This is a genomic window from Acidimicrobiales bacterium (genome assembly GCA_035294085.1).
GTDB lineage: Bacteria > Actinomycetota > Acidimicrobiia > Acidimicrobiales > Bog-793 > DATGLP01.
Window position 1 is genome coordinate 88,796 of the sequence record DATGLP010000006.1, and the last position, 20,770, is coordinate 109,565.

Below are 20,770 nucleotides of genomic sequence, written 5' to 3' on the forward strand. Positions count from 1 at the left end.
GTGGTGGCCTGGCCCGCCGCCCGTGCCCGCGCCGCGCTGCGCTCGCTGCTCACGGCGAGCCTCGCCGGCGCGCTGCGCCCCGATCCGGCGGAGCTCGCGCGCTACGCCGAGCCGGCGGGGGACCCGGGGCTGTTCGGGCCAGGCTCGCTCGCCTGGGTCGTGCACGCGGACCTGCCCTCGATGCTCGTCGGCGGCCTCGCCGCGCTCATGTTCCAGACGCTGCACCCCCTGGCGATGGCGGGCGTCGCCGACCACTCCGGCTTCCGGTCCGACCCGCTCGGCCGCCTCGAGCGGACGGCCCGCTTCGTCGCCGGGACGACGTTCGGACCGACGCGGCTCGCCGAGGAGCTCCTCGACCGCGTCCGCCGCACCCACGAGCGCGTCGTCGGGACCGCCCGAGACGGCCGGCGCTACTCGGCGAACGACCCGGCGCTCCTCACCTACGTGCACGTCACGGAGGTCTGGTGCTTCCTCCGCTCCTTCCAGCGCTACGGGCCTCGCCCGCTGCTTCGATCCGAGCGCGACCGCTACCTCGCCGAGGTGGTGGTGGTCGCCGAGCGCCTCGGGGCCCGCGACGTGCCGGCGAGCGTCGCCGAGGTGCGCGCCTACCTCGCCGCGGTGGCCGGCGAGCTCGAGGCCACCCCGGAAGCCCTCGACACGGTGGCCTTCCTGCGCCGGCCGCTGGCGCGCCGGCCCGAGGCCGTGGTGGGACACCGCGTCCTCACGGACGCGGCGTTCGACCTCCTGCCCGCGCACGCCCGCGCGCTGCTCGGCGCGACGCCCTGCGGTGCGCTGCGGACCGTGCCCGTGCGGACGGCGGGGCGCGCCTTCACGGCGGCGATGCGCTGGGCCATCGGACCCTCCCTCGTCGCCGCCGCGGCCCGAGCGCGCTGCGCTCTGCGACCGGCCAGGTAGCAGTCGGTAGAATCGAGTGCTAGCGCCCGGCACGGCCGCCCCGGCGGCGCGAGCGAGGGACGGGAGAGCCCGTTGGCAGCAAGGAAGCAGAACACGCCGACAGACGAGGTGCTCGACGCGAGGAAGGCGGCCATCCTCCGGCGCGTCGTCGCCGAGCACATCGAGAGCGGCCAGCCCGTCGGCTCGGCGCACATCGTGCGCGAGGGCGCGGTCGACGTCTCGCCGGCGACGGTGCGCGCGGACATGGCCGCGCTCGAGCGCGAGGGCTACCTGACCCACCCGCACACGAGCGCCGGACGCATCCCGACCGACAAGGGCTACCGCTTCTTCGTCGACAGCCTCGAGGAGCCCTCCGCGCTCGACCCGGCACACGAGGAGCAGGTGCGGAACTTCTTCGCGCGAGCGCACGGCGAGCTCGAGCGGATGCTGCGCGACACCTCCCAGCTGCTCTCGCGCCTCACCGACTACGCCGCGGTCGTCGTGGGCCCCGCCCACGACGCGCTGAGCGTCCACTCCCTCCTGCTCACCCGTCTCGGCCCCCGGGTATGCCTGCTCGTCGTCGTGCTCTCGAACGGGGCGGTCGAGAAGCACGTCGTCGACGTCCCCGAGGAGACGACCGACGAGGAGATCGACGCCGCGGCCGCGGCGCTGCGCGAGCAGCTCATCGGCAAGCGCCTCGGCGCCCTCGGCCAGCCGAGGCGTTCCGGTCGGCGCGCGCTCGACGGCATCGTGTCGGCCTGCCACCGGGCGCTCGCCGGGGTGCGCGAGGTCGGGGACGCCGACGAGGTCTTCGTCGGCGGCGCGGCGCGCATGGCCGAGCAGTTCCGCGCCGTCGACACCGTACGCGAGGTCCTCGCCATCCTCGAGCAGTCCTTCGTCGTCGTCTCGCTCATCCGCGACGTCCTCGCGCAGGGCCAGTCGGTCTCGATCGGCACCGAGCACGGCGTGTCCTCCCTCGCCGAGTGCTCGCTCGTCGTCGCCCCCTACACCGTCGACGAGCGCGTCGTCGGCACGATCGGCGTGCTCGGCCCGACGCGCATGGACTACCGCCACGCCCTCGCCGCCGTGGCTGTGGTGAGCGAGCGCCTCGGTCGCCAGCTCTCGGGCGGGGGCGAGTGATGGCGACCGACTACTACGAGCTCCTCGGGGTGCGCCGCGACGCGTCGGAGGACGAGATCAAGCGCGCCTACCGGCGGCTCGCGCGCGAGCTGCACCCCGACGCGAACGGGGGCGACCCGGCCGCCGAGGCCCGCTTCAAGGAGGTCACCGTCGCCTACGAGACGCTCCGTGACCCGGAGCGCCGGCGCCGCTACGACGCCTTCGGGCCCGACGGCCAGCGCGGCCCGGGGGACGTGTTCGGCGCCGGCATCGGCGACCTGTTCGACGCCTTCTTCGGCCAGAGCCCGTTCGCCACGCCGCGCCAGCGCGGGCCGCGGCGCGGCGACGACGTCGAGGCGGTGCTCGAGCTGCGCTTCGAGGAGGCGGTCTTCGGCGCCTCCCGCCCGATCGCCTTCCGCGGCTACGCCGTGTGCGAGGCCTGCGGGGGCTCGGGGGCCGCGCCCGGCACGGCCCCGACGCGCTGCCCGGACTGCGGCGGGACCGGGCAGGTCCGGCGGGTTCGCCAGTCGATCCTCGGCCAGGTCGTGACCTCCGCTCCGTGCCAGCGCTGCCAGGGCCTCGGCGAGGTCGTCGCCTCGCCCTGCCGCGACTGTCGAGGCGAGGGACGGCGCGTCGAGGAGCAGGTGGTGGAGATCGTCGTGCCCCCCGGCGTCGACGACGGCACGACGCTTCGCGTCGCGGGCGCCGGCGCCGCGCCGTACCGGGGCGGGATGCGCGGCGACCTCTACGTGCACGTGCGCGTCGCGCCGCACGACCGCTTCGTGCGCTCGGGGTCGGACCTCGAGACGGAGCTGCACGTCTCGGTGACCCAGGCTGCCCTCGGGGCCAGGATCGACGTCGAGACGCTCGACGGCATCGAGCCGCTCGACATCCCCGCCGGCACCCAGACCGGACGCACCTTCCGCCTGCGGGGCCTCGGCGTGCCGCACGTGCGCGGACGGGGTCGGGGCGACCTCGTCGTCCACGTCGTCGTCGACACCCCGACGGACCTCACGAAGGAGCAGGCCCAGCTGCTGCGTGAGCTCGCCGCCCTGCGGGGCGAGGCCGTGGCCGATCCCGATCACGGACTCATCGCGCGCATCCGCTCGAGCCTGTCGTGACCTCGCCCGCCGTCGGCGCGCCCGACGAGGCGCTGCGGCGCGCCGCGGCGTTCGTCTTCGTCGAGCGCCTCGACGACCTCCGCCTCGAGCCGCCCGACGCCCACCACCTCCTCGAGGTCCTGCGGCTGGGGGAGGGCGCCGTCGTCGTCGCCGCCGACGGTGCCGGGCGCTGGTGCCTCGCGGCGCTCGCCGGAGCCCGCCGGCGCGCCCGGCGCTCGGAGGCGGCGCGCCTCGAGGCGCTCGGGCCGGTGCGCGAGGCGCCCCGCCCGCCCTTCGCCGTCGGCGTGGGGTTCGCCCTCCCGAAGGGCGACCGGGCGGAGTGGACCGTGCGCAAGCTCACCGAGCTCGGGGTCGACCGCATCGTCCCCCTGCTCACCGAGCGCACCGTCGTCGCGCTCGACGCCGCGGCGCGGCGCCGGCGCGGGGAGCGCCTGCGGCGGGTCGCCCGCGAGGCCGCCGCGCAGGCGCGCCGGCCGGCCCTGCCGGAGGTCGCGGACCCGCTCCCGCTCGCCGACCTGCTCGCCGAGCCCCCGGACGGCCTCGTCGCCGCCGACTTCGGCGGCGGACCGCCCGAACCGTCCGCCCGCTTCGCCGTCGTCGGCCCGGAGGGCGGCTTCGCGCCGCGGGAGCTGCCCGCCACCCTCGCGCGCCTCGGGCTCGGCCCGACCGTGCTGCGCTGCGACACCGCCGCCCTCGCCGCTGGGGTACTGCTGTGCGCCCGGCGCACCTGGGGCGCAGGCGCCGAGCTCGTCGGGCACGCCGGGGTCGGCGCGGTCTAGGTTGGGCCCGCGCCGAGGCTCGTGCCAGGCGCGCTCACGCTCGCGGCGCGAAGGAAGGGAAGTCGGAGATGGCGACGGCGCTGTTCCGCATCGAGCACGGTGGCCTCGCGCGCTGGGCGATCGGCGAACCGGGAGCGGGTCCGCAGGCGCTGCTCGCCGAGACCTTCTCCCTCGATGCTGCCCTCGCCGCAGGCGGCCTGCGCCAGGCGGTCGAGGCGGCGGGGACGGCGGGGCCCGTCGGCGACCACCGGCTCCTCGCGCCGGTCGAGCACCAGCCGGTCTGGGCGGCGGGTGTCACCTACGAGCGCAGCCGCGACGCACGCACCGAGGAGTCGCACGGCTCGGACTTCTACGAGCGCGTCTACGACGCCGAGCGGCCGGAGCTGTTCTTCAAGGCGAACGGGGAGGCGGTGCGCGCCAGCGGCGAGACGATCGCGATCCGCGCCGACTCGAGCTGGAACGTGCCCGAGCCCGAGCTCGCGCTCGTGGCCGGTGCCGACGGCCGCCTCGAGGCCGTCACCCTCGGCAACGACGTCTCCTCGCGCTCGATCGAGGGCGAGAACCCCCTCTACCTGCCGCAGGCCAAGGTCTACGACCGCAGCTGCGCCATCGGGCCGTGCCTCGTCCTCGCCGACGGCCTCGGCGAGCTGGGCTCGCTCGTCGTCTCGATGCGCATCGAGCGCGCCGGCGCGCTCGTCTTCGCCGACGAGCTGCCCGTCGAGCGCATGCACCGCCGGCCGCTCGACCTGCTCGAGTGGCTCTACCACTCCCTCAGCTTCCCGCTCGGCGCATTCCTGCTGACCGGGACGTCGATGGTCCCGCCGTCGGAGCTCACCCTCGAGGTCGGCGACACGGTGCGCATCTCCTGCTCGGCGATCGGGACGCTCGAGAACGCCGTCGAGCGCCTGCCGGCCCGCCGGCGCGTCGCCGCATCGCCCGCCTGACGGATCGGAAGGAGGCTCGGGTGCCGGAGCTCGCCACCATCGAGGACACCTCGCCCGGGGCGCTCGACGCGCTGCTCGCCGCGGCCGTGGCAGCGAGCGACCCCTACGGCGCGCTCGGCGCTCCCGAGCGGGCCCGCTGCCTCGAGGCCGTCGCCGCCTCCCTCGAGGCCGCGGAGGCCGAGCTCGTGGAGCTCGCCGGGGAGGAGACGCACCTGTCGCACGAGCGGCTCTCGGGCGAGCTGCGCCGCACGACCTTCCAGCTGCGCCTGTTCGCCGAGGTCGTGCGGCGCGGCGAGTACCTCGAGGCCACGATCGACCACGCCGACCCCAGCTGGCCGCCGGCACCGAGGCCGGACCTGCGCCGCGTGCTCGTCCCGCTCGGACCGGCGCTCGTCTTCGCGGCGAGCAACTTCCCCTTCGCCTTCTCGGTGGCGGGCGGCGACACGGCGTCCGCGCTCGCCGCCGGCTGCCCCGTGATCCTCAAGGCGAGCCCCGGCCACCCGCGCCTGTCGGCGCGCACCGGGCAGCTCGTCGCCGAAGCCCTCGAGGCGGCCGGCGCGCCGGCGGGAACCTTCGGGGTCATCTTCGGGCAGGAGGCCGGCGCGGCCGCGATCGTCGACGCACGGGTGCGGGTCGCGGCGTTCACCGGCTCGCTGGCCGGCGGGCGCGCGCTCTTCGACCTCGCGACCTCGCGGGCCGACCCGATCCCCTTCTACGGCGAGCTCGGCAGCCTGAACCCCGTCTTCGTGACCGCCGCCGCGGCTCGGCGCCGGCGCGACGAGATCGTGCGCGGCTTCGTCTCCTCGTTCACCCTCGGCGCGGGCCAGTTCTGCACGAAGCCGGGCCTGCTGTTCGTGCCCGCTGGCGCCGGCTTCGAGGCTGCCGCGGCCGAGCTGGCGTCGGGTCAGGCCGGCGCCGAGCTCCTGAACGACCGCCTCGCCGAGGGCTACCGCCGCTCCCTCGAGGCGCTCGCACGCCGCCCGGGGGTCGACGTCGTGCTCGCCGGTTCGCCGGACGAGCGCCGCGTCACCCCGACGCTGCTCGCCACCGACCTCGCCAACGTGGTCCGCGACGCCGAGCACCTGCTCGTCGAGTGCTTCGGGCCGGCGGCCCTCATCGTCGCCCACGACGACGACGACGCGCTCGTCGAGGTGGCGAGCCGTCTGCCCGGCCAGCTCAGCGCTGCCGTCCACGGCGAGGAGACCGGCGACCCGACGGCCGCGCGCCTCGTGGCGATGCTCGCCAAGGTCGCCGGCCGGGTCGTCTGGAACGGCTGGCCGACGGGGGTGGCGGTCACCTGGGCGACCCACCACGGCGGTCCCTACCCCGCGACGACCTCGCCGTCGCACACCTCGGTGGGGACGGCGGCGATCGAGCGCTTCCTGCGCCCGGTCGCCTTCCAGGACGTGCCCGACGCCCTCCTGCCGCCGGCCCTCCAGGAGGCGAACCCGCTCGGCATCCCCCGGCGCGTCGACGGCGTGGCGGGGCGTTGAGCCGCGACCCTCGAAGCGCGAGGCACCCGTCGACTACCGTCTCCTAGGGGCCCAGCACACGACGCGCCATGGCCAAGGAACGGGACGACTTCGAGGCGAGGTACGCGGCGGCGGTCGGGGCGCGCCTTCGCGCCGTGCGCCGCCAGAAGCACCTCTCCCTCCAGGCCGTCGAGATCGCCTCGCGCAAGGAGTTCAAGGCTTCCGTGCTCGGCGCCTACGAGCGCGGCGAGCGGGCGATCTCCGTGCCGCGCCTCCAGCGCCTCGCCCACCTCTACCAGGTCCCCGTCGACCAGCTCCTCCCCGGCGACGTCCCCGCCGGCGACGCCGCGGCCCGCGCCGGCGAGGAGGGCGCGCGCTCGCGCGCCACGCGCAAGGGCGTGCGCATCGACCTCGCCGCGCTGCGCCGCGCCGTCGGGCCGGAGGCCGCCGCGCTCCAGCGCTTCCTCTCCACGATCCAGCTCGAGCGCCAGGACTTCAACGGGCAGGTCCTGACCATCCGCAGCGAGGACCTGCGCGTCATCGGCGCCACGCTCGGCCACTCGCCCGAGGAGATGGTCAGCCGCCTCGAGCGCCTCGGCCTCCTGCGGCGCCCGTCGTAGGCGGCGATGACCGGCGCCGGCCTGGGCGCCTACGTCCACGTCCCGTTCTGCGCGGCGCGCTGCGACTACTGCGCCTTCGCCACCTGGACCGACCGCGCCCACCTCGTGGATGACTACGTGCGCGCGGTGTGCCGCGAGATCGCCGGCGCGCGCGCCTCCGGCCTGCTCGGCCGGCCCGCCACCGCGTACGTCGGGGGCGGCACGCCGTCCCTGCTCGGCGCGACCCGCCTCGCCGAGATCCTCGCCGCCGTCGCGCCGGCGCCGGGCGCCGAGGTGACCGTCGAGTGCAACCCCGAGGACGTCGACGCGCCCCTCCTCGAGGCGCTGCACGCCGCCGGCGTGACGCGGGTGTCCCTCGGCGTCCAGTCCCTCGTCCCCCACGTCCTCGCCGGCCTCGGGCGGCGGGGGGTGCCGGAACGCTCGCTCGCGGCGCTCGCCCTCGTCGGCGCGGCGGGCTTCGCCTCCTTCAGCGTCGACCTCATCTACGGCGGGCCCGGCGAGCGCGCCGAGGACCTCGAGCGCACGCTCGACCTCCTCCTCGACGCCGACGCGGCTCCGCCCCACCTGAGCGCGTACGCCCTGAGCGTGGAGCCGGGGACGCCGCTCGCGCGCGACCCGGCGCGCCACCCCGACGACGACGTCCTCGCCGAGCGCTACGAGCGCCTCGACGAGGTCCTCGCCGCCGCCGGCTACCGCTGGTACGAGGTGTCGAACTGGGCACGCCCGGGCCACGAGTGCCGCCACAACGAGAACTACTGGGCCCAGGGCGACTACCTCGGCTTCGGCCCGGCGGCGCACAGCCACCTCGGGGGCCGGCGCTTCCACAACGTCGTCTCGCTCGATCGCTACCTCGAGCGCCTCGCGGCCGGGCGCTCGCCGGTCGCCGCCGAGGTGCGCCGCAGCGACGCCGAGCGCGAGCTCGAGCGGCTCGAGCTCGCGCTCCGCACCCGCGCCGGCGTCGAGGCGGCGGCGCTGCGCGACGACCCCGCGATCGGCCACCTCGTCGAGCGCCGCGGCGACCGGGTCGTCCTCACCCGGGCGGGTCGCCTCCTCGCGAGCGAGGTCAGCCTCCGTCTGCAGGTCCCGCCGGCGCCACGAAGCGTGGCGATCTAGGAGGAACGATGCCATGAGAGGGCACGAAACGAGAGAGCCCTGCTACGCTAAGTGGCGATGAGTGCAGCACCACACTGGCTGAGCACGAAGGAGGCGTCGGAGTTCCTCGGCGTCAACCTGCGCACCCTCTACCGCTTCATCGACGAGGGTGAGCTGCCCGCGTACAAGTTCGGCCGGGTGATCCGCCTGAAGGAGGAGGACCTCGAGCGCTTCGTCGACGCCGCCCGGATCGAGCCGGGCAGCCTCGAGCACCTCTACCCCGAGCCGGCGGCCCGTCCGCACGCTTCGTGACCCAGGCCGGCGCCGAGGGGACCGGCCCCACCGACTGCCTGTTCTGCCGGATCGTCCGCCGGGAGCTGCCGGCGGAGATCGTCGAGGAGAACGAGCTCGCGCTGGCCTTCCGCGACATCGCGCCGGTCGCGCCGACCCACGTGCTCGTCGTGCCGCGCGCCCACGTGCGGGACGCCTCGGTGCTCGACCGGGAACACGGGCCCCTGCTCGCCGAGCTCGCGGCGACGGCGCGCCGGGTCGCCGAGCGCGAGGGCGTCGCCGCCTCGGGCTACCGGCTCGTGTTCAACGTCGGCGAGGACGCCTCGAACTCGGTGCCGCACCTCCACCTCCACGTCATCGGCGGCCGCCGCCTCGGCTGGCCGCCGGGCTGAGGCACGGGAGGAGGGCCGGAGCCGGCGCCGGTGCTGGTAGCCTCGACGCGTCGCCGTGTCCGCAACCTCCCTCAAGATCCTCGTCCCGGAGAACGACCTCATGGTCGGGCTCCTCGGCCAGCGCGACGAGCACCTCCGCCTCCTCGAGCAGGAGTTCGCGGACACCGCGATCCACGTGCGCGGCAACGAGATCACCGTCGAGGGCGCCCAGGCCGAGCGAGTCGGCCAGATCCTCGACGAGCTCGTCGCCCTCCTCGAGGCCGGGCAGCTCCTCGACGCCGCGAACGTCGGACGCACGATCGAGATGGTGAAGGCGGACGTGCGGGCCTCGGAGGTGCTCACCGTCGAGGTGCTGCGCGCGAGCGGCAAGCCGGTGCGCCCGAAGACGGTCGGCCAGAAGCGCTACGTGGAGGCGATCCGGCAGAACACGATCACCTTCGGGATCGGACCGGCGGGGACCGGCAAGTCCTACCTCGCCGTCGCGCTCGCCGTGCAGGCGCTGCAGGCCAAGCAGGTGAACCGGATCATCCTCGCCCGCCCCGCGGTCGAGGCGGGCGAGCGCCTCGGCTTCCTCCCGGGCGACCTCATGGCGAAGGTGGACCCCTACCTCCGCCCCCTCTACGACGCCCTCTACGACATGCTCGAGCCGGAGGGCACGCAGCGCCTCCTCGAGCGCGGCGCCATCGAGGTCGCCCCGCTCGCCTTCATGCGCGGCCGGACGCTCAACTCGAGCTTCGTCATCCTCGACGAGGCGCAGAACACGACGCCCGAGCAGATGAAGATGTTCCTCACCCGCATCGGGTTCGGGACGAAGGCCGTGGTCACCGGCGACGTCACGCAGGTCGACGTGCTCGCCGACCGCTCGGGGCTCGTCGGGCTCGAGGACATCCTCGCCGGGATCGACGGCCTCGCCTTCGTCCACCTCGACGAGCGCGACGTCGTGCGCAACCGGATCGTGCGCGACATCGTGAACGCCTACGACGGGCGAGCGGCGGGCGGGCGCCGCTGAGGCGATGGCCCTCCAGGTCTTCGTCGCGAACGAGCAGTCCGACGAGGAGGTCGACTGCGAGCGCTGGGCCGCGCTGGCGCGCGCAGCGCTCGCCGCCCAAGGCGTGCGCGGCGACGCCGAGCTGTCGGTGCTCTACGTCGACGAGGCGACGATCGCCGCGCTGAACGAGCGCTTCCTCGGGCACGCCGGCCCGACCGACGTGCTGTCCTTCCCCATCGAGGACGAGCTCACCCCGCCGGGGCGGGCGCCCGATGGCGGCGGGAGCGGACCGGGCTGGGAGCCGCCGGAGGACGGCGAGCTGCCCGTCCTGCTCGGGGACGTCGTCATCTGCCCGAGCGTCGCCCGGGCGAACGCGGCGCGCCACGCCGCCTCCTACGAGGACGAGCTCGCGCTCCTCCTCGTGCACGGGATCTTGCACCTCCTCGGCATGGACCACGAGGACGACGCCGAGGCCGAGGAGATGGAGGCGCGCGAGCGCGCGCTCCTCGCCGCCTACCACCACGGCGGCGCGCCGCACGCGCCGACGCCGTGATCCTCGCCGCGCGCCTCGGCGCGGACGACCTCGGGATCCTGCTCGCGGTGATCGTCCTCCTCGCCTTCTCGGCGCTCCTGGCGCTCGCCGAGACCGGCCTCGTGCGCACGAGCCGGGCGCGCGCGCGTGCCCTCGAGGCGGCCGGGAGGCGCGGCGCGCGCTCGCTGAGCCGCCTCGTCGAGGACCCCGAGGGCTTCCTCGCCCCCGTCCTGCTCCTCGTGCTCGTGTGCCAGCTCGTCGCCGCCACCCTCGTCGGGGTCGAGGCGGCCCGCATCTTCGGACCCCTCGGCGTGGCGCTCGCCACCGTCTTCGAGGTGGTCTTCATCTTCATCTTCGCCGAGGCCGTCCCGAAGGCCTGGGCCGTCGGCCACGCCGACCGTGCCGCACTCCTCGCTGCGCCGGTGGTCTCCGCCGTCGTCGCCTTCCCACCCTTCCGCTTCCTCTCAGCGCTGCTCATCGGGCTCGCGCACCTCGTCACGCCGGGCCGGGGCAACGCCCAGCCCGAGGTCACCGAGTCCGAGCTCCTCGCCCTCGCCGACGTCGCGGTGGACGAGGAGGTGATCGAGCGCGACGAGCGCGCCCTCATCTCCTCGATCATCGCCTTCGGCGACACCACCGTGCGGGAGGTGATGTCGCCCCGCCCCGACGTCGTCGCCGTCGAGGCCTCCACCCCGGTCGGCGCCGCGCTCGAACGGGCGATGGCCGCGGGCATGAGCCGCCTCCCCGTCTACCGCGAGAGCCTCGACGACATCGTCGGGATCGCCTACGCGCGCGACCTCATGCGCGCGGTGCGCGACCGGGGCGAGGACCGCCCGGTCGCCGAGGTCTGCCGACCGGCGCACTTCGTCCCGGAGACCAAGCGGGTCGGGCCGACGCTGCGGGAGATGCAGGCCCAGCAGTACCACCTGGCGGTCGTCGTCGACGAGTACGGGGGCACGGCGGGGATCGTCACGCTCGAGGACCTCATCGAGGAGCTCGTCGGGGAGATCGCCGACGAGTACGACCTCGAGGAGCCACTCGTCGTGCCGCTGTCCGAGCGCGAGCACCGAGTCTCGGGGAAGATGCCCGTCGACGAGGTGAACGAGCTCCTCGGCACGGACCTGCCCGTCGGCGACGACTGGCACACGATCGGCGGCCTCCTCCTCCACCTGCGCGGGCAGGTGCCGGCGCAGGGGGACACGGTGCAGGCCGGCCGCCAGCTCCTCGTCGCCGAGCGGGTCCAGGGGCGGCGCATCCGCACCGTGCGCATCGTCCAGCTCGAGGAGGTGCCCGAAGCGGCCGGGGACCTCGAGCACGAGCAGCGGTGAGCGGGTCGCGAGGCGGGCGAGTCGAGCCTGGCGAGCAGGGGCGGGCGGGGGGCGCGCTCGCGCACTCGGGCTTCGTCTCGCTCGTCGGGCGCCCGAACGTCGGCAAGTCCACCCTGCTCAACCGGATCCTCGACACGAAGGTCTCGATCACCTCGCGCAGCCCGAACACGACACGCACGAGGCTGCGGGGGATCCTGAACGGCCCGGACCACCAGGTCGTCTTCGTCGACACGCCGGGCATCCACCGCCCACGCACGCCGCTCGGCGAGCGGCTCAACGAGACGGCCCGGGGCGCCCTCGAGGACGTGGACCTCGCCGTGCTCGTCGTCGACGCCAGCGCAGCGATCGGGCGCGGCGACCGCTACGTCGCCGCCCGCCTCCCGAGCGACAGCGTCGTCGCCGTGAACAAGGTCGACCGCGCCTCTCGCCGCCAGGTCCTCGACCAGCTCGCCCGGGCGGCCGGCGAGCTCGGCCTCGAGGACGCCGAGTACTTCCCGGTCTCCGCCCGCACCGGCTCGGGGGTCGCCGAGCTCGTCGAACACCTCGTCTCGAGGCTGCCGCCCGGCCCCCGCTACTACCCCCCCGAGGCCGTCCGCGACGTCGACGAGGCCTTCTTCGTCGCCGAGCTCGTGCGCGAGCAGCTCCTGCGCGTCGCGCGCGACGAGCTCCCCCACTCGATCGCCTGCCGGGTCGTGGAGTGGGACTGGCCCTACGTGCGCTGCGAGATTGCCGTCGAGCGCGAGTCCCAGAAGGCCATCGTCGTGGGGCGCGCCGGCTCGGTGCTGAAGGCGGCCGGCACCGCAGCGCGCGCCCAGCTCCCGCCCGGCACCTACCTCGACCTGCGCGTCGTCGTGGAGCGCGACTGGCAGCGCCGCAGCGAGGTCATCGAGCGCTTCGGCTACTGACCTCGCCGCGCAGGACGCGCGGCCCGAGGCGCGCCCCGCCCTCAGGCGGGCGATGCTGCCGGGGCGCTGGTGCCAGCTCGCAGCGCCCGCAGGAAGGCGGCGACCTCCTCGCGCGAGCGCGTCCGACGCATCGGCGGCAGGGCGCGCACGAGGTCCCAGCGGTAGGGGGCGGTGGCGAGACGCGAGTCGAGCACCGCGACGACACCCCGGTCGCTCGCCGTCCGCACGAGGCGACCCGCGCCCTGGGCGAGGAGGCTCGCGGCGCGCGGCAGGTCGACGGTGCGGAAGGCCGCGGGCCCGGCGCGCTCGCGGCGCGCCGCGGCGAGCGGGTCGTCCGGACGGGAGAAGGGCAGGCGGTCGATCGCGACGAGCGAGCAGGTCTGCCCGGGCACGTCCACCCCCTGCCAGAACCCCATCGTGGCGAACAGGCACGTCTCGGGCGCCGCGGCGAAGGCGGCCAGCAGAGCGGCCTTCGGCGCGTCGCCCTGGACGAGGACCGGGTAGGCGACGCGCGCTCGCACCGCGGCCGCGGCCTCGAGCATCGCGGCGCGGCTCGTGAAGAGCGCGAGGGTACGCCCCCCCGCAGCGTCGATGAGGAAGGCGAGCTCCTCGGCGATGGCGGCCGCGGCCTCCGGCCGTCGGCGGTCCGGCAGGTGCGCCGCGCAGTAGAGGAGGGCGTGCTCCTCGTAGTGGAAGGGGCTCCCGACGTCGAGCTCGTCGGTGCGGTCGGGATCTGCGCCGAGGCGCGCGGCGAGGCCCGGCGGCACCGTCGCGCTCGTGAGGACGACCGGCAGGCGCGCGAAGAGGCGCTCGGCGAGCAGCGGTGCGAGCTCGAGCGGCGCGAGCTCGAGCGTCGGCCGCTCCCCGCCCGCCACCCAGGCGACGTCGTCGGGGCCGAGCGCGAGGAGCGCGACGAGCTGCTCGCGCAGCCGGCCGGCCGCGCGCGCCGCCCGGGCCGCTCGCTGGTCCGTCTCGCTCGCCGCCTCGCGCCGGCGCAGCGCGGCCTCGAGGCGCTCGAGACGCGTCGCGGCGAGCTCCACCACCTCGGCGAGCCCGCCGAGGCCGTCGGGGGCGAGCCGTTGGCCCTCCAGCGGCGCGAGCGCTCCCTCGAAGCGGGCCGCGAGGTCGACGAGCGCGTCGCAGACCTCCTGGTCGGCGCGTCGCGCCGGGCCGAGCGCCAGGCGGGCGGCCGTCGCGAGGGCGCGCAGCCGGCCCGCGCCGATCGAGGCGCCGAGGCTGGCGCTGAGCACCTCCTCGAGCTCGTGGGCCTCGTCCACGACGAGGGCGTCGTGGTCGGGCAGCACGGTGCCGCCCCCGGCGAGGTCGGCGCCGAGGAGGTGGAGGTTGACGACGACGAGGTCCGCTTCCGCCGCGGCGGCACGCGCCGCCTCGGCGAAGCACTCGTCGCCCGCCGGGCAGCGCGAGGCGCCGGGGCACTCCTCGGCGGTGACGCTGAGGGCGGACCAGACGCGCGGATCGACCTCGAAGTCGAGCTCCGCCCGGTCGCCGCTCGAGGTGCTCGAGGCCCACGCGAGGACGCGGCGGGCCTGCGCGGCGAGGGGGCCGCTCCCCCGCTCGTCCGCACCGAGCTGGCCCTGCACCCCGGCTGCGCCGGCCTCGCGCACGCGCTGGGCGCAGAGGTAGTTGGCACGCCCCTTCAGGACGGCGGCGCGCACCGGGCGGCGCAGCCCGGCGCGCACGAGCGGCACGTCCTTGGTGACGAGCTGGTCCTGCAGCGCCTTCGTCGCGGTCGCGACGACGACGCGCCGGCCCGAGCGGACGGCCGGCACGAGGTAGGCGAGGGACTTGCCGGTGCCCGTCCCGGCCCGCACGACGAGGTGACGGCGAGCCTCGAGCGCTGCGGCGACGGCCGTCGCCATCGCCACCTGCCCCGGGCGGGCCTCGCCGCCTTCGGGGAGCGCGGCGACGACCCGAGCGAGGTCGCGCTCGAGGTCACCGCTCGCCACGGGACCACGCTACCGAGGAGGCACCCGGAAGGCCGGCCTCAGCCGCGCCCGCCGAGCGCCGCCGCGGCCGCCGCCCGGGCGGCCGCGCACGCCGCGGGCAGGTCGGCGACCTCGACCTCGACCGCCCCGCCGGGCGCGGCGAGGAAGACGAAGGTGAAGCGGTCGACCGGGCGGCCGAGCGCGCCGCCGAGGGCGAGGGCGTAGGCGCCGGCCTGCAGGCGGTGGCCGGCCGCGGCGGCGCGGGCCAGGCCGGGGGCGGCGAGCACGTCCGTCTTGTAGTCGACCGCGACGAGCTCGCCCCCCTGCACGAACACGAGGTCCACGACGCCGTCGAGGTTGCCCTCCGGCAGCACCGCCGTGACGGGGACCTCGCGCTCGACGACGTCGGCGAGCGCCGCGCGCCGCAAGACCGGCGACGCGAGCGCGGCCGAGGCGAGGGAGGCCACGCTCGCGGCGAGCTCGGGGCAGCCCTCGGCGGCGGCCGTGCGGCGCGCCAGGGCCGCGAGGTCGTCGCCGCCCCGCAGGTCGACCACCTGGAGCAGCGCGTGGACCGCCCGGCCGAGGGCCGTCGCGGCCCGGCGCTCGGCCTCCTCGGGGACGGTGGCGACGAGGGCGGTTGCCGCCACGCTCGTCGGTCGGCCGGCCGACGCGGCGAGCTGCGCACGGCGCGCGAGCAGGGCGTCGTAGGCAGGCTCGTCGACGGGGGGGTCCGGCTCGGCGCCGGGCGCGCCGAGCGCCCGACCGGGTGCCGGGGCGCGGCGCGGGCCGAGGCGACGCCACGAGCCGGGCGCCGCCTCGAGGCGGCTGGCGACGAGCTCGGCGAGCGACGGCCGGCCCGAGCGCGCCGGCGCGTGGTGGAGCGCGACGACGAGGTGGTCGCGGGCGCGGGTCGCGCCGACGTAGGCGAGCCGCCGCCGCTCGCCCTCCTCGCGGCGCGCCTCCTCGGCGGCGAGCGCGGCGAACCCCGGGGTCTCGAGGCCGGCGCGCACCCGCAGCTCGGGCCGTCCGTCCCCGCCGACCACGAGGCGCGGGCCGGACTGGGCGGACGCAGCGCTGCCGAGCTCGGCGAGCACGACGATCGGGAACTCGAGGCCCTTCGCGCCGTGCACCGTGCGAATGGAGACCGCGTCGCCCTGCTCGCCGGGCGCCTCGACGAGGCGCGCGTTGTTGGCGGCGCGCAGCTCCGCCCACGCCAGCAGCTCGGCGAGGCCGGTGCCGCCCGCCTCGGCGAAGGCGCGCGCCTCCTCGACGACGAAGTCGATCCGGCGCACGGCCTCGGGCCCGTGGCGCAGCGCGACGGCGAGCTGGCGCGCGCGCCGCTCGTGGACGAGCGCGAGGACGGTGTCGACCACTCCGCTCAGTCGGCAGCGCACGGCGGCCTCGGCGAGGTAGTCGAGGGCGGTCGCGACCCGCTCGGGGGAGCCGACGGGCCGCGGCGCGTCGAGGCTCCAGCTCCCGCCCGCGCGCCGGTGGGCGAGGAGGTCGTCGTCGCTGCAGCCGAACAGCGGGGTACGCAGCGCCGCGACGACGGCGGAGGCGTCCGCGGGGTAGGCGAGGGCGCGCAGGCAGGCCAGGAGGTCGCGCACCTCCTGCGCCCGGTAGACGAGGGAGACGGACTCGACCCGGTAGGGGACGCCGGCGTCGTCGAGCGCCTCCTCGAAGACGGCGAGACCGGTGCGGCGCGGCACGAGGAGGGCGACGTCGCCGAAGCGCGCCGGGCGGCGCGCGCCTGCGACCTCGACCGTCCAGCCCTCCTCGACCGCCCGCACGATCGCCTCGGCGACGTCGGCCGCCTCCCGGGCGCGCCGCTCGTCCGCCCGCTCGCGGCCCTCGGCGGCACCGCCGAGCACGACGACCGGGGCGCCCCCGTCGAGCGCCGGCCGCACCGGCGTGAGCGGCGCGAAGCGGGCCGGTGCCTCGCCGTCGGGGACGAGGAGGGGGCCGAAGACGGCGTTCACGAAGTCGACGACGCCGGGAACGGAGCGGAAGCTCGTGACGAGCTCCGTCGGCCCCTCCGGCACCAGCTCGGCGAGCGCGCCGAGGTAGGCGTCGAGGTCGGCACCGCGGAAGCGGTAGATGGACTGGCGCGGGTCGCCGACGAAGAAGAGCTTGCCGGGCACCGCCGTGCCGGAGGCGTCCTCAGCGAGGAGGCGGACGATGTCGAGCTGGAGCGGGTCGGTGTCCTGGAACTCGTCGACGAGGAGGTAGCGGTAGCGGCGGCGGAGGCGCTCGAGGACCGCCGGTGACGAGCGGAGCAGACCCATCGCCCGCGCGAGCAGGTCGTGGAAGCGCAGCTCGCCCCGGGTGCAGCGCTCTGCCGCCGCTCGGCGGGCCTCGACGGCGAGGCGACGGGCGAGGGTGGCGAGGACCTCGCCGGAGAGCCTCGACACGACCGCCCTGCGCTCGTCCTCGAGGTCGGCGATCGCACGGCGCAGGCCGTCGAGCGGACCGCCCCCCGCCCCGCTGCTCCTGCGGCCCGCCCTGCACGCCGGGACGGAGCACAGCCACTCGAGGTGGTCGAGCCAGTCGTGCCCGGGCGGGCGCCTCGACGCGGCGGCAGCCACCTCGGCGGCCACCGCCTCGAGGGTGTCGGCCCCGGGCGCACCGCTCGAGGCGGCGAGGACCTCGCCGATGGACGCGGCGAGCTGCTCGCTCGCCGCGAGGACCTCGGCGCCGAGGGGCTCGAGGTCCGGCACGGCGAGGCCCTCCAGGCGGTCCCAGCACTCGTCGAGGCGCGCGGCGAGCGCCTCGACGTGGCGCAGCGTGAGCCCGACGGCGAGGGCCGCGCCGAGGAGCGCGGCGCCCGCCGGCTCGCCCGCCAGGCGCTCGGCGAGGTCACCGAGGCGGCGTTCGAGCTCGAGCGCGCCGGCGACCTCGTCGAGGACCCGGAAGCGCAGCGGCAGCCCCGCCTCGAGGGGGTGCTCGGCGAGCAGGGAGTGCGCAAAGCCGTGGATCGTGGTGATCGCCGCGTCGTCGAGGTGCGCGAGGGCGGTGCGCGCCCAGCCCCCCTCCGCCCCGGCCGCCTCCTCGGCGAGCGCGCGCTGCAGCCGCTCGCGCAGCTCCGCGGCAGCCGCCTCGGTGAAGGTGATCGCCGCGATCTCCTCGATCGGCGCGCGCCCGGTCCGCACGAGGGCGAGGACGCGCCCGACGAGGGCTCCGGTCTTGCCCGTGCCGGCACCCGCCTCGACGAAGAGCGTCTCGTCGAGGCAGGCACGCACCCGCTCGCGCGCCGCGGCGTCGGGGAGCGCGGCGCGCTCAGGCATCGCCCGCCTGCTCGACGAGGGACACGTAGGCGGCGAGCTCGGGGGCGGCGCGCGCCTCGTCCCAGGCGCGCGCCCGGTCCGCGACGCACAGGCGGTCGAAGTCGCAGCGGCGGCAGTGCGCGAACCCGCCGCGCTCGGCTCGGCCCGGGCGCAGCGGGAAGCACCCGGCATCGATCGAGGACACGAGGACGGTGAGGACCTCCTCGAGGCGCCGCACCGTCGCCTCGTCCACCTCGATACCGAAACGGTCGCCGCCGTGGTCGAGGAAGCGGTAGGTGGCGGCGACGCGCGCCGGCTCGCCGTCGAGGGAGCGCGCGGCGAGACCGTAGAGGGGGAGCTGGAGGTGGCGCCCGGCGTCGACCGGGTCGCGCTCGAGGCCGGCGAAGTCGTTCGGGGCGCCGGACTTGTAGTCGATGACGGCGAGCGTGCCGTCCGGTGCGCGGTCGATACGGTCGATCGTCCCGCGAAAGGCGAGCTCGCGGCCGGCGATGCGCAGCCGCACGGGGGGCTGCCCGGCCATGCCGAAGGAGCGCTCGACGGCGACCGGAACCGCGCCCGACGCGGCGCGCCGCGCCGCGTCGCGTCGGCGCTCGGCCTCGAGGAGGGCGAGGAGCTGCCGGCGTCGGCGCAGCCACAGGGCGGGCCGGCCCGTACGGCCGAGCCGCTCGTAGCGGGCGAAGACCTCCTCCGCGATCGCCGCGAGGCGCGCCTCGCTGCCGGGGCCGTCGCCGGCCTCCTCGACGGGGGCCTCGACGAGCTCGCGCACGAAGCGCTCCAGCACCTCGTGGAGGATCCGGCCGCGCTCGCGCGGGTCGAGGTCGAGGCGGGCCTCCGGCGGGTCGACGACCTCGCAGCCGAGCTCGTGCTCGAGGAAGTAGGCGAACGGACACGTGGCGTAGCGCTCGAGGGTCGTCGGCGAGAACGCCCTGGTGGCGAGCGTCTCGGCGAGGCCGCGGACGCCCACACGTCCGCTGTAGGGTCCGAAGGCCTGCCGCCCGCCGATGAGCTCGAGACCGGCGCGAAGCTGCGGGGCTCGCCCGACGAGGAAGTGCCTGGCGAGCGGCTCCCCGCCACGGCGCGCCCGCTCCAGGAGGGCGACCTCGAGTTCGTCGCGCCCGATCGGTGGCCAGGAGCTCCGGGCCGGCAGGCCGTCACCGGCGGGCGCGGGGACGAAGCGCGAGCGGACCGGCCGCCGCCCGGTCGTCCCGTCGCGTCGAGGGAGGGCGACGACCGCGCGCACGCACGACCTGGCCGCAGCGAGCAGGCGCCTGCGGTCGGCGACCACCACCTCCGCCGCGCTCGCGGCCGCGAGCCCGAGGGCCCTCCGCTGCGCCTGGCCGAGCAGCGGGCTCGAGCGCGCCCGCCGGGGGAGCGCACCCTCGACGCAGCCGAGCACGACGGCGCTGTCGAGGTCGAGGCCGGCGGCCAACTCGAGCGGCGCGAGGAGGATCCCTGACCCGAGGTGGCCGGACGGCGCGGCCGAGCGGTCCAGCGCGCGCGCCACGGCCGCAGAAAAGCGCGTCAGGTCGGGCGACGGGTCGAGGCCGTCCAGCTCGGCGAGGCTCTCGAGGGCACCGACGACGGCGCGGTCGGCTGGACCGGCGAAGCCGGGCCACGAAGCGCGCTCCTCGTCGGGACCGAGGTACGCCCGGAGGAGCGACGCCGCCCACTCGACGAAACCCGACCAGCGCGCGAGGCGGGTTCCGGCCGCGAGCCGCGCCTCGAGCCCGGTGACGAAGCGCGCCAGGGCGGTGGCCGCCAGCTCGGCGCGCTCGGCGCCGCCGCCCGGCGCCACCTCGGTGCCGTCGGCGCCCTTCCCGGAGCGCCGGCGCGCCTCGACGCTGGCCTCCTCGACGAGCGCGCCGAGCTGGCGCCGCCAGGCGGCGGCGTCGCCGCCGACCACGCCCGCAAGACGCGAGCAGCGGTCCCACTCCCCGAGCGGCGCGAGGCCCCCGTCGGGGTCGCGCACCGGACCGGCCGCGAGGAGCGCCACGACGCCCGAACGGCTGAGGCCGCCCTCCGCGAGCGCGAGGAGGCAGGCGAGGACCCGCGCGGTCGGGGCGTCGGCGAGGCGCCTCGGGCTCGGCCCGTTCCAGGCGAGGCCGGCCTCCTCCAGGCATGCCGCCGCACGCGAGGCGTAGCGGCGCCACGACGTGCACAGGAGGGCCAGGCGGGCGGGCTCGGCACCCGCCTCGAGGCGCTCGAGGAGGAGGCGCACGGCGGCACGCACCTCGGCGTCGGGGTCCTCGGCCTCGAGGACGCGCAGGCCAGCGACGGCCGTGTCGGCCTCGCCCGGCGAGGGCGGGTCCGGAAGCTCGCCGACGAGGGTGAGGCCGGCGGCGACCAGCTCGCGCACGAGCTCGGCCGCTGGCGCGTCCGCGGCGGGGTCGCCGACGAGTCCGACGTGGACGGTGAGCGCCCCGGCCCGGCCGAGCGCGGCGAGGAGACGCCGCTCGGCCGGCGAGAGGTCCTCGGGGAGGTGGACGACGACGCTGCCGATGCGGCCTTCCGGCCACGACTCGAGCGCTCGGCGCGCTGCCTCGAGGCGGTCGACGTCGTCGTGGAACCTCGGCTCGAGGGCGGCGCGCATGGCACGCACCAGCCGGACGAGGTCGCGGTCGTGCCGCTCGAGGCGCGCGAGCGCCGCGAGCCCGTCCTCGTGGCGGCGCAGGTCGAGGTAGACGGTGGCGAGCTCCGCCTCCGTCGACGGGTGCGCTGCCACCGCGGCGAGCCGGCCGGGCGACGCACGCAGCGCGCCGCGCGCCGCCGCCGCGAGCGCCGCCGCCGTAGCCGGTCGCCGCTCGCCGAGCAGGCCGGCGCGGCTCGCGAGCGACGCGGCGAGGTCGGCGAGGGGTTCGAGGCGCACGTTCACGAGGCCGGTGCGCCCCCCGGCCCGGGCGAGCCGGCGGCGCAGGTCGAAGGCGGCGCGACGGGAGGCGACGACGACGTGGACCGGCGCGAGGGGATCTGCCTCCTTCGCCGCCTCCACCGCCTCAGCCAGCGCAGCGAAGGCGGGGGGGCCGTAGGCGACGGTGCGCACGCGGCCCGGCACGGCGGTCGAGC

General features: G+C 76.8%; 17 protein-coding genes. 14 read left to right on the forward strand and 3 right to left on the reverse strand.

Translation table 11 applies throughout. The features are described 5' to 3' along the window. Positions 1 to 3: 3 nt before the first annotated feature. From VKV23_01750 to era, 14 genes are all read left to right on the forward strand, one after another. Positions 4 to 915, forward strand: coding sequence for an oxygenase MpaB family protein (locus VKV23_01750; GenBank protein HLI14763.1), 912 nt, complete (start codon positions 4 to 6; stop codon positions 913 to 915). A gap of 72 nt (positions 916 to 987) precedes the next feature. Continuing rightward, positions 988 to 2,034: a heat-inducible transcriptional repressor HrcA gene (gene hrcA / locus VKV23_01755; GenBank protein ID HLI14764.1), complete on the forward strand. Its 1,047-nt coding sequence runs from the start codon at positions 988 to 990 to the stop codon at positions 2,032 to 2,034. Continuing rightward, the gene (dnaJ, locus tag VKV23_01760) at positions 2,034 to 3,134 is read left to right on the forward strand and encodes a molecular chaperone DnaJ (GenBank protein HLI14765.1); all 1,101 of its coding nucleotides are present in this window, start codon (positions 2,034 to 2,036) and stop codon (positions 3,132 to 3,134) included. The genes hrcA and dnaJ overlap by 1 nt, the downstream gene beginning before the upstream one ends. Continuing rightward, positions 3,131 to 3,913 carry an RsmE family RNA methyltransferase gene (locus VKV23_01765; protein ID HLI14766.1) on the forward strand — a complete coding sequence of 261 codons (783 nt, stop codon included), beginning with the start codon at positions 3,131 to 3,133 and terminating at the stop codon, positions 3,911 to 3,913. The genes dnaJ and VKV23_01765 overlap by 4 nt, the downstream gene beginning before the upstream one ends. 68 nt (positions 3,914 to 3,981) lie before the next feature. Next, positions 3,982 to 4,857 carry a fumarylacetoacetate hydrolase family protein gene (locus VKV23_01770; GenBank protein ID HLI14767.1) on the forward strand — a complete coding sequence of 292 codons (876 nt, stop codon included), beginning with the start codon at positions 3,982 to 3,984 and terminating at the stop codon, positions 4,855 to 4,857. Between the two features lie 20 nt (positions 4,858 to 4,877). Further along, complete coding sequence (locus VKV23_01775) at positions 4,878 to 6,350, forward strand: aldehyde dehydrogenase (NADP(+)) (protein HLI14768.1); 1,473 nt, start codon at positions 4,878 to 4,880, stop codon at positions 6,348 to 6,350. Between the two features lie 68 nt (positions 6,351 to 6,418). Beyond that, positions 6,419 to 6,949 carry a transcriptional regulator gene (locus VKV23_01780; GenBank protein ID HLI14769.1) on the forward strand — a complete coding sequence of 177 codons (531 nt, stop codon included), beginning with the start codon at positions 6,419 to 6,421 and terminating at the stop codon, positions 6,947 to 6,949. A 6-nt stretch (positions 6,950 to 6,955) separates the two neighbouring features. After that, entirely contained in the window at positions 6,956 to 8,062 is a 1,107-nt protein-coding gene (gene hemW / locus VKV23_01785; GenBank protein HLI14770.1) for a radical SAM family heme chaperone HemW, read from the forward strand. Between the two features lie 57 nt (positions 8,063 to 8,119). Further along, positions 8,120 to 8,353, forward strand: coding sequence for a helix-turn-helix domain-containing protein (locus VKV23_01790; protein HLI14771.1), 234 nt, complete (start codon positions 8,120 to 8,122; stop codon positions 8,351 to 8,353). Beyond that, a complete protein-coding gene (locus VKV23_01795) occupies positions 8,350 to 8,724 on the forward strand; it encodes a histidine triad nucleotide-binding protein (protein ID HLI14772.1) in 375 nt (124 codons plus the stop codon). Before VKV23_01790 ends, VKV23_01795 begins: the two co-directional genes overlap by 4 nt. Before the next feature lie 55 nt (positions 8,725 to 8,779). Next, positions 8,780 to 9,733, forward strand: a complete 954-nt coding sequence (locus VKV23_01800; GenBank protein ID HLI14773.1) for a PhoH family protein — start codon at positions 8,780 to 8,782, stop codon at positions 9,731 to 9,733. 4 nt (positions 9,734 to 9,737) lie between these two features. Continuing rightward, positions 9,738 to 10,265 carry an rRNA maturation RNase YbeY gene (ybeY, locus tag VKV23_01805; GenBank protein HLI14774.1) on the forward strand — a complete coding sequence of 176 codons (528 nt, stop codon included), beginning with the start codon at positions 9,738 to 9,740 and terminating at the stop codon, positions 10,263 to 10,265. Beyond that, positions 10,262 to 11,572 carry a hemolysin family protein gene (locus VKV23_01810; protein ID HLI14775.1) on the forward strand — a complete coding sequence of 437 codons (1,311 nt, stop codon included), beginning with the start codon at positions 10,262 to 10,264 and terminating at the stop codon, positions 11,570 to 11,572. The genes ybeY and VKV23_01810 overlap by 4 nt, the downstream gene beginning before the upstream one ends. Further along, positions 11,569 to 12,477 carry a GTPase Era gene (era, locus tag VKV23_01815; protein HLI14776.1) on the forward strand — a complete coding sequence of 303 codons (909 nt, stop codon included), beginning with the start codon at positions 11,569 to 11,571 and terminating at the stop codon, positions 12,475 to 12,477. Before VKV23_01810 ends, era begins: the two co-directional genes overlap by 4 nt. 41 nt (positions 12,478 to 12,518) lie before the next feature. Here the strand turns inward: era and VKV23_01820 are convergent, their stop codons facing one another. From VKV23_01820 to VKV23_01830, 3 genes are read right to left on the reverse strand one after another with little or no spacing between them, the layout of a single operon-like run. After that, positions 12,519 to 14,444 carry an ATP-dependent DNA helicase gene (locus VKV23_01820; GenBank protein HLI14777.1) on the reverse strand — a complete coding sequence of 642 codons (1,926 nt, stop codon included), beginning with the start codon at positions 14,442 to 14,444 and terminating at the stop codon, positions 12,519 to 12,521. A gap of 38 nt (positions 14,445 to 14,482) precedes the next feature. Continuing rightward, on the reverse strand, positions 14,483 to 17,707 hold the full coding sequence (locus tag VKV23_01825) for a UvrD-helicase domain-containing protein (GenBank protein HLI14778.1): 3,225 nt from the start codon (positions 17,705 to 17,707) through the stop codon (positions 14,483 to 14,485). After that, on the reverse strand, positions 17,700 to 20,759 hold the full coding sequence (locus VKV23_01830; protein HLI14779.1) for a PD-(D/E)XK nuclease family protein: 3,060 nt from the start codon (positions 20,757 to 20,759) through the stop codon (positions 17,700 to 17,702). The genes VKV23_01825 and VKV23_01830 overlap by 8 nt, the downstream gene beginning before the upstream one ends. Between the last annotated feature and the right edge of the window lie 11 nt (positions 20,760 to 20,770).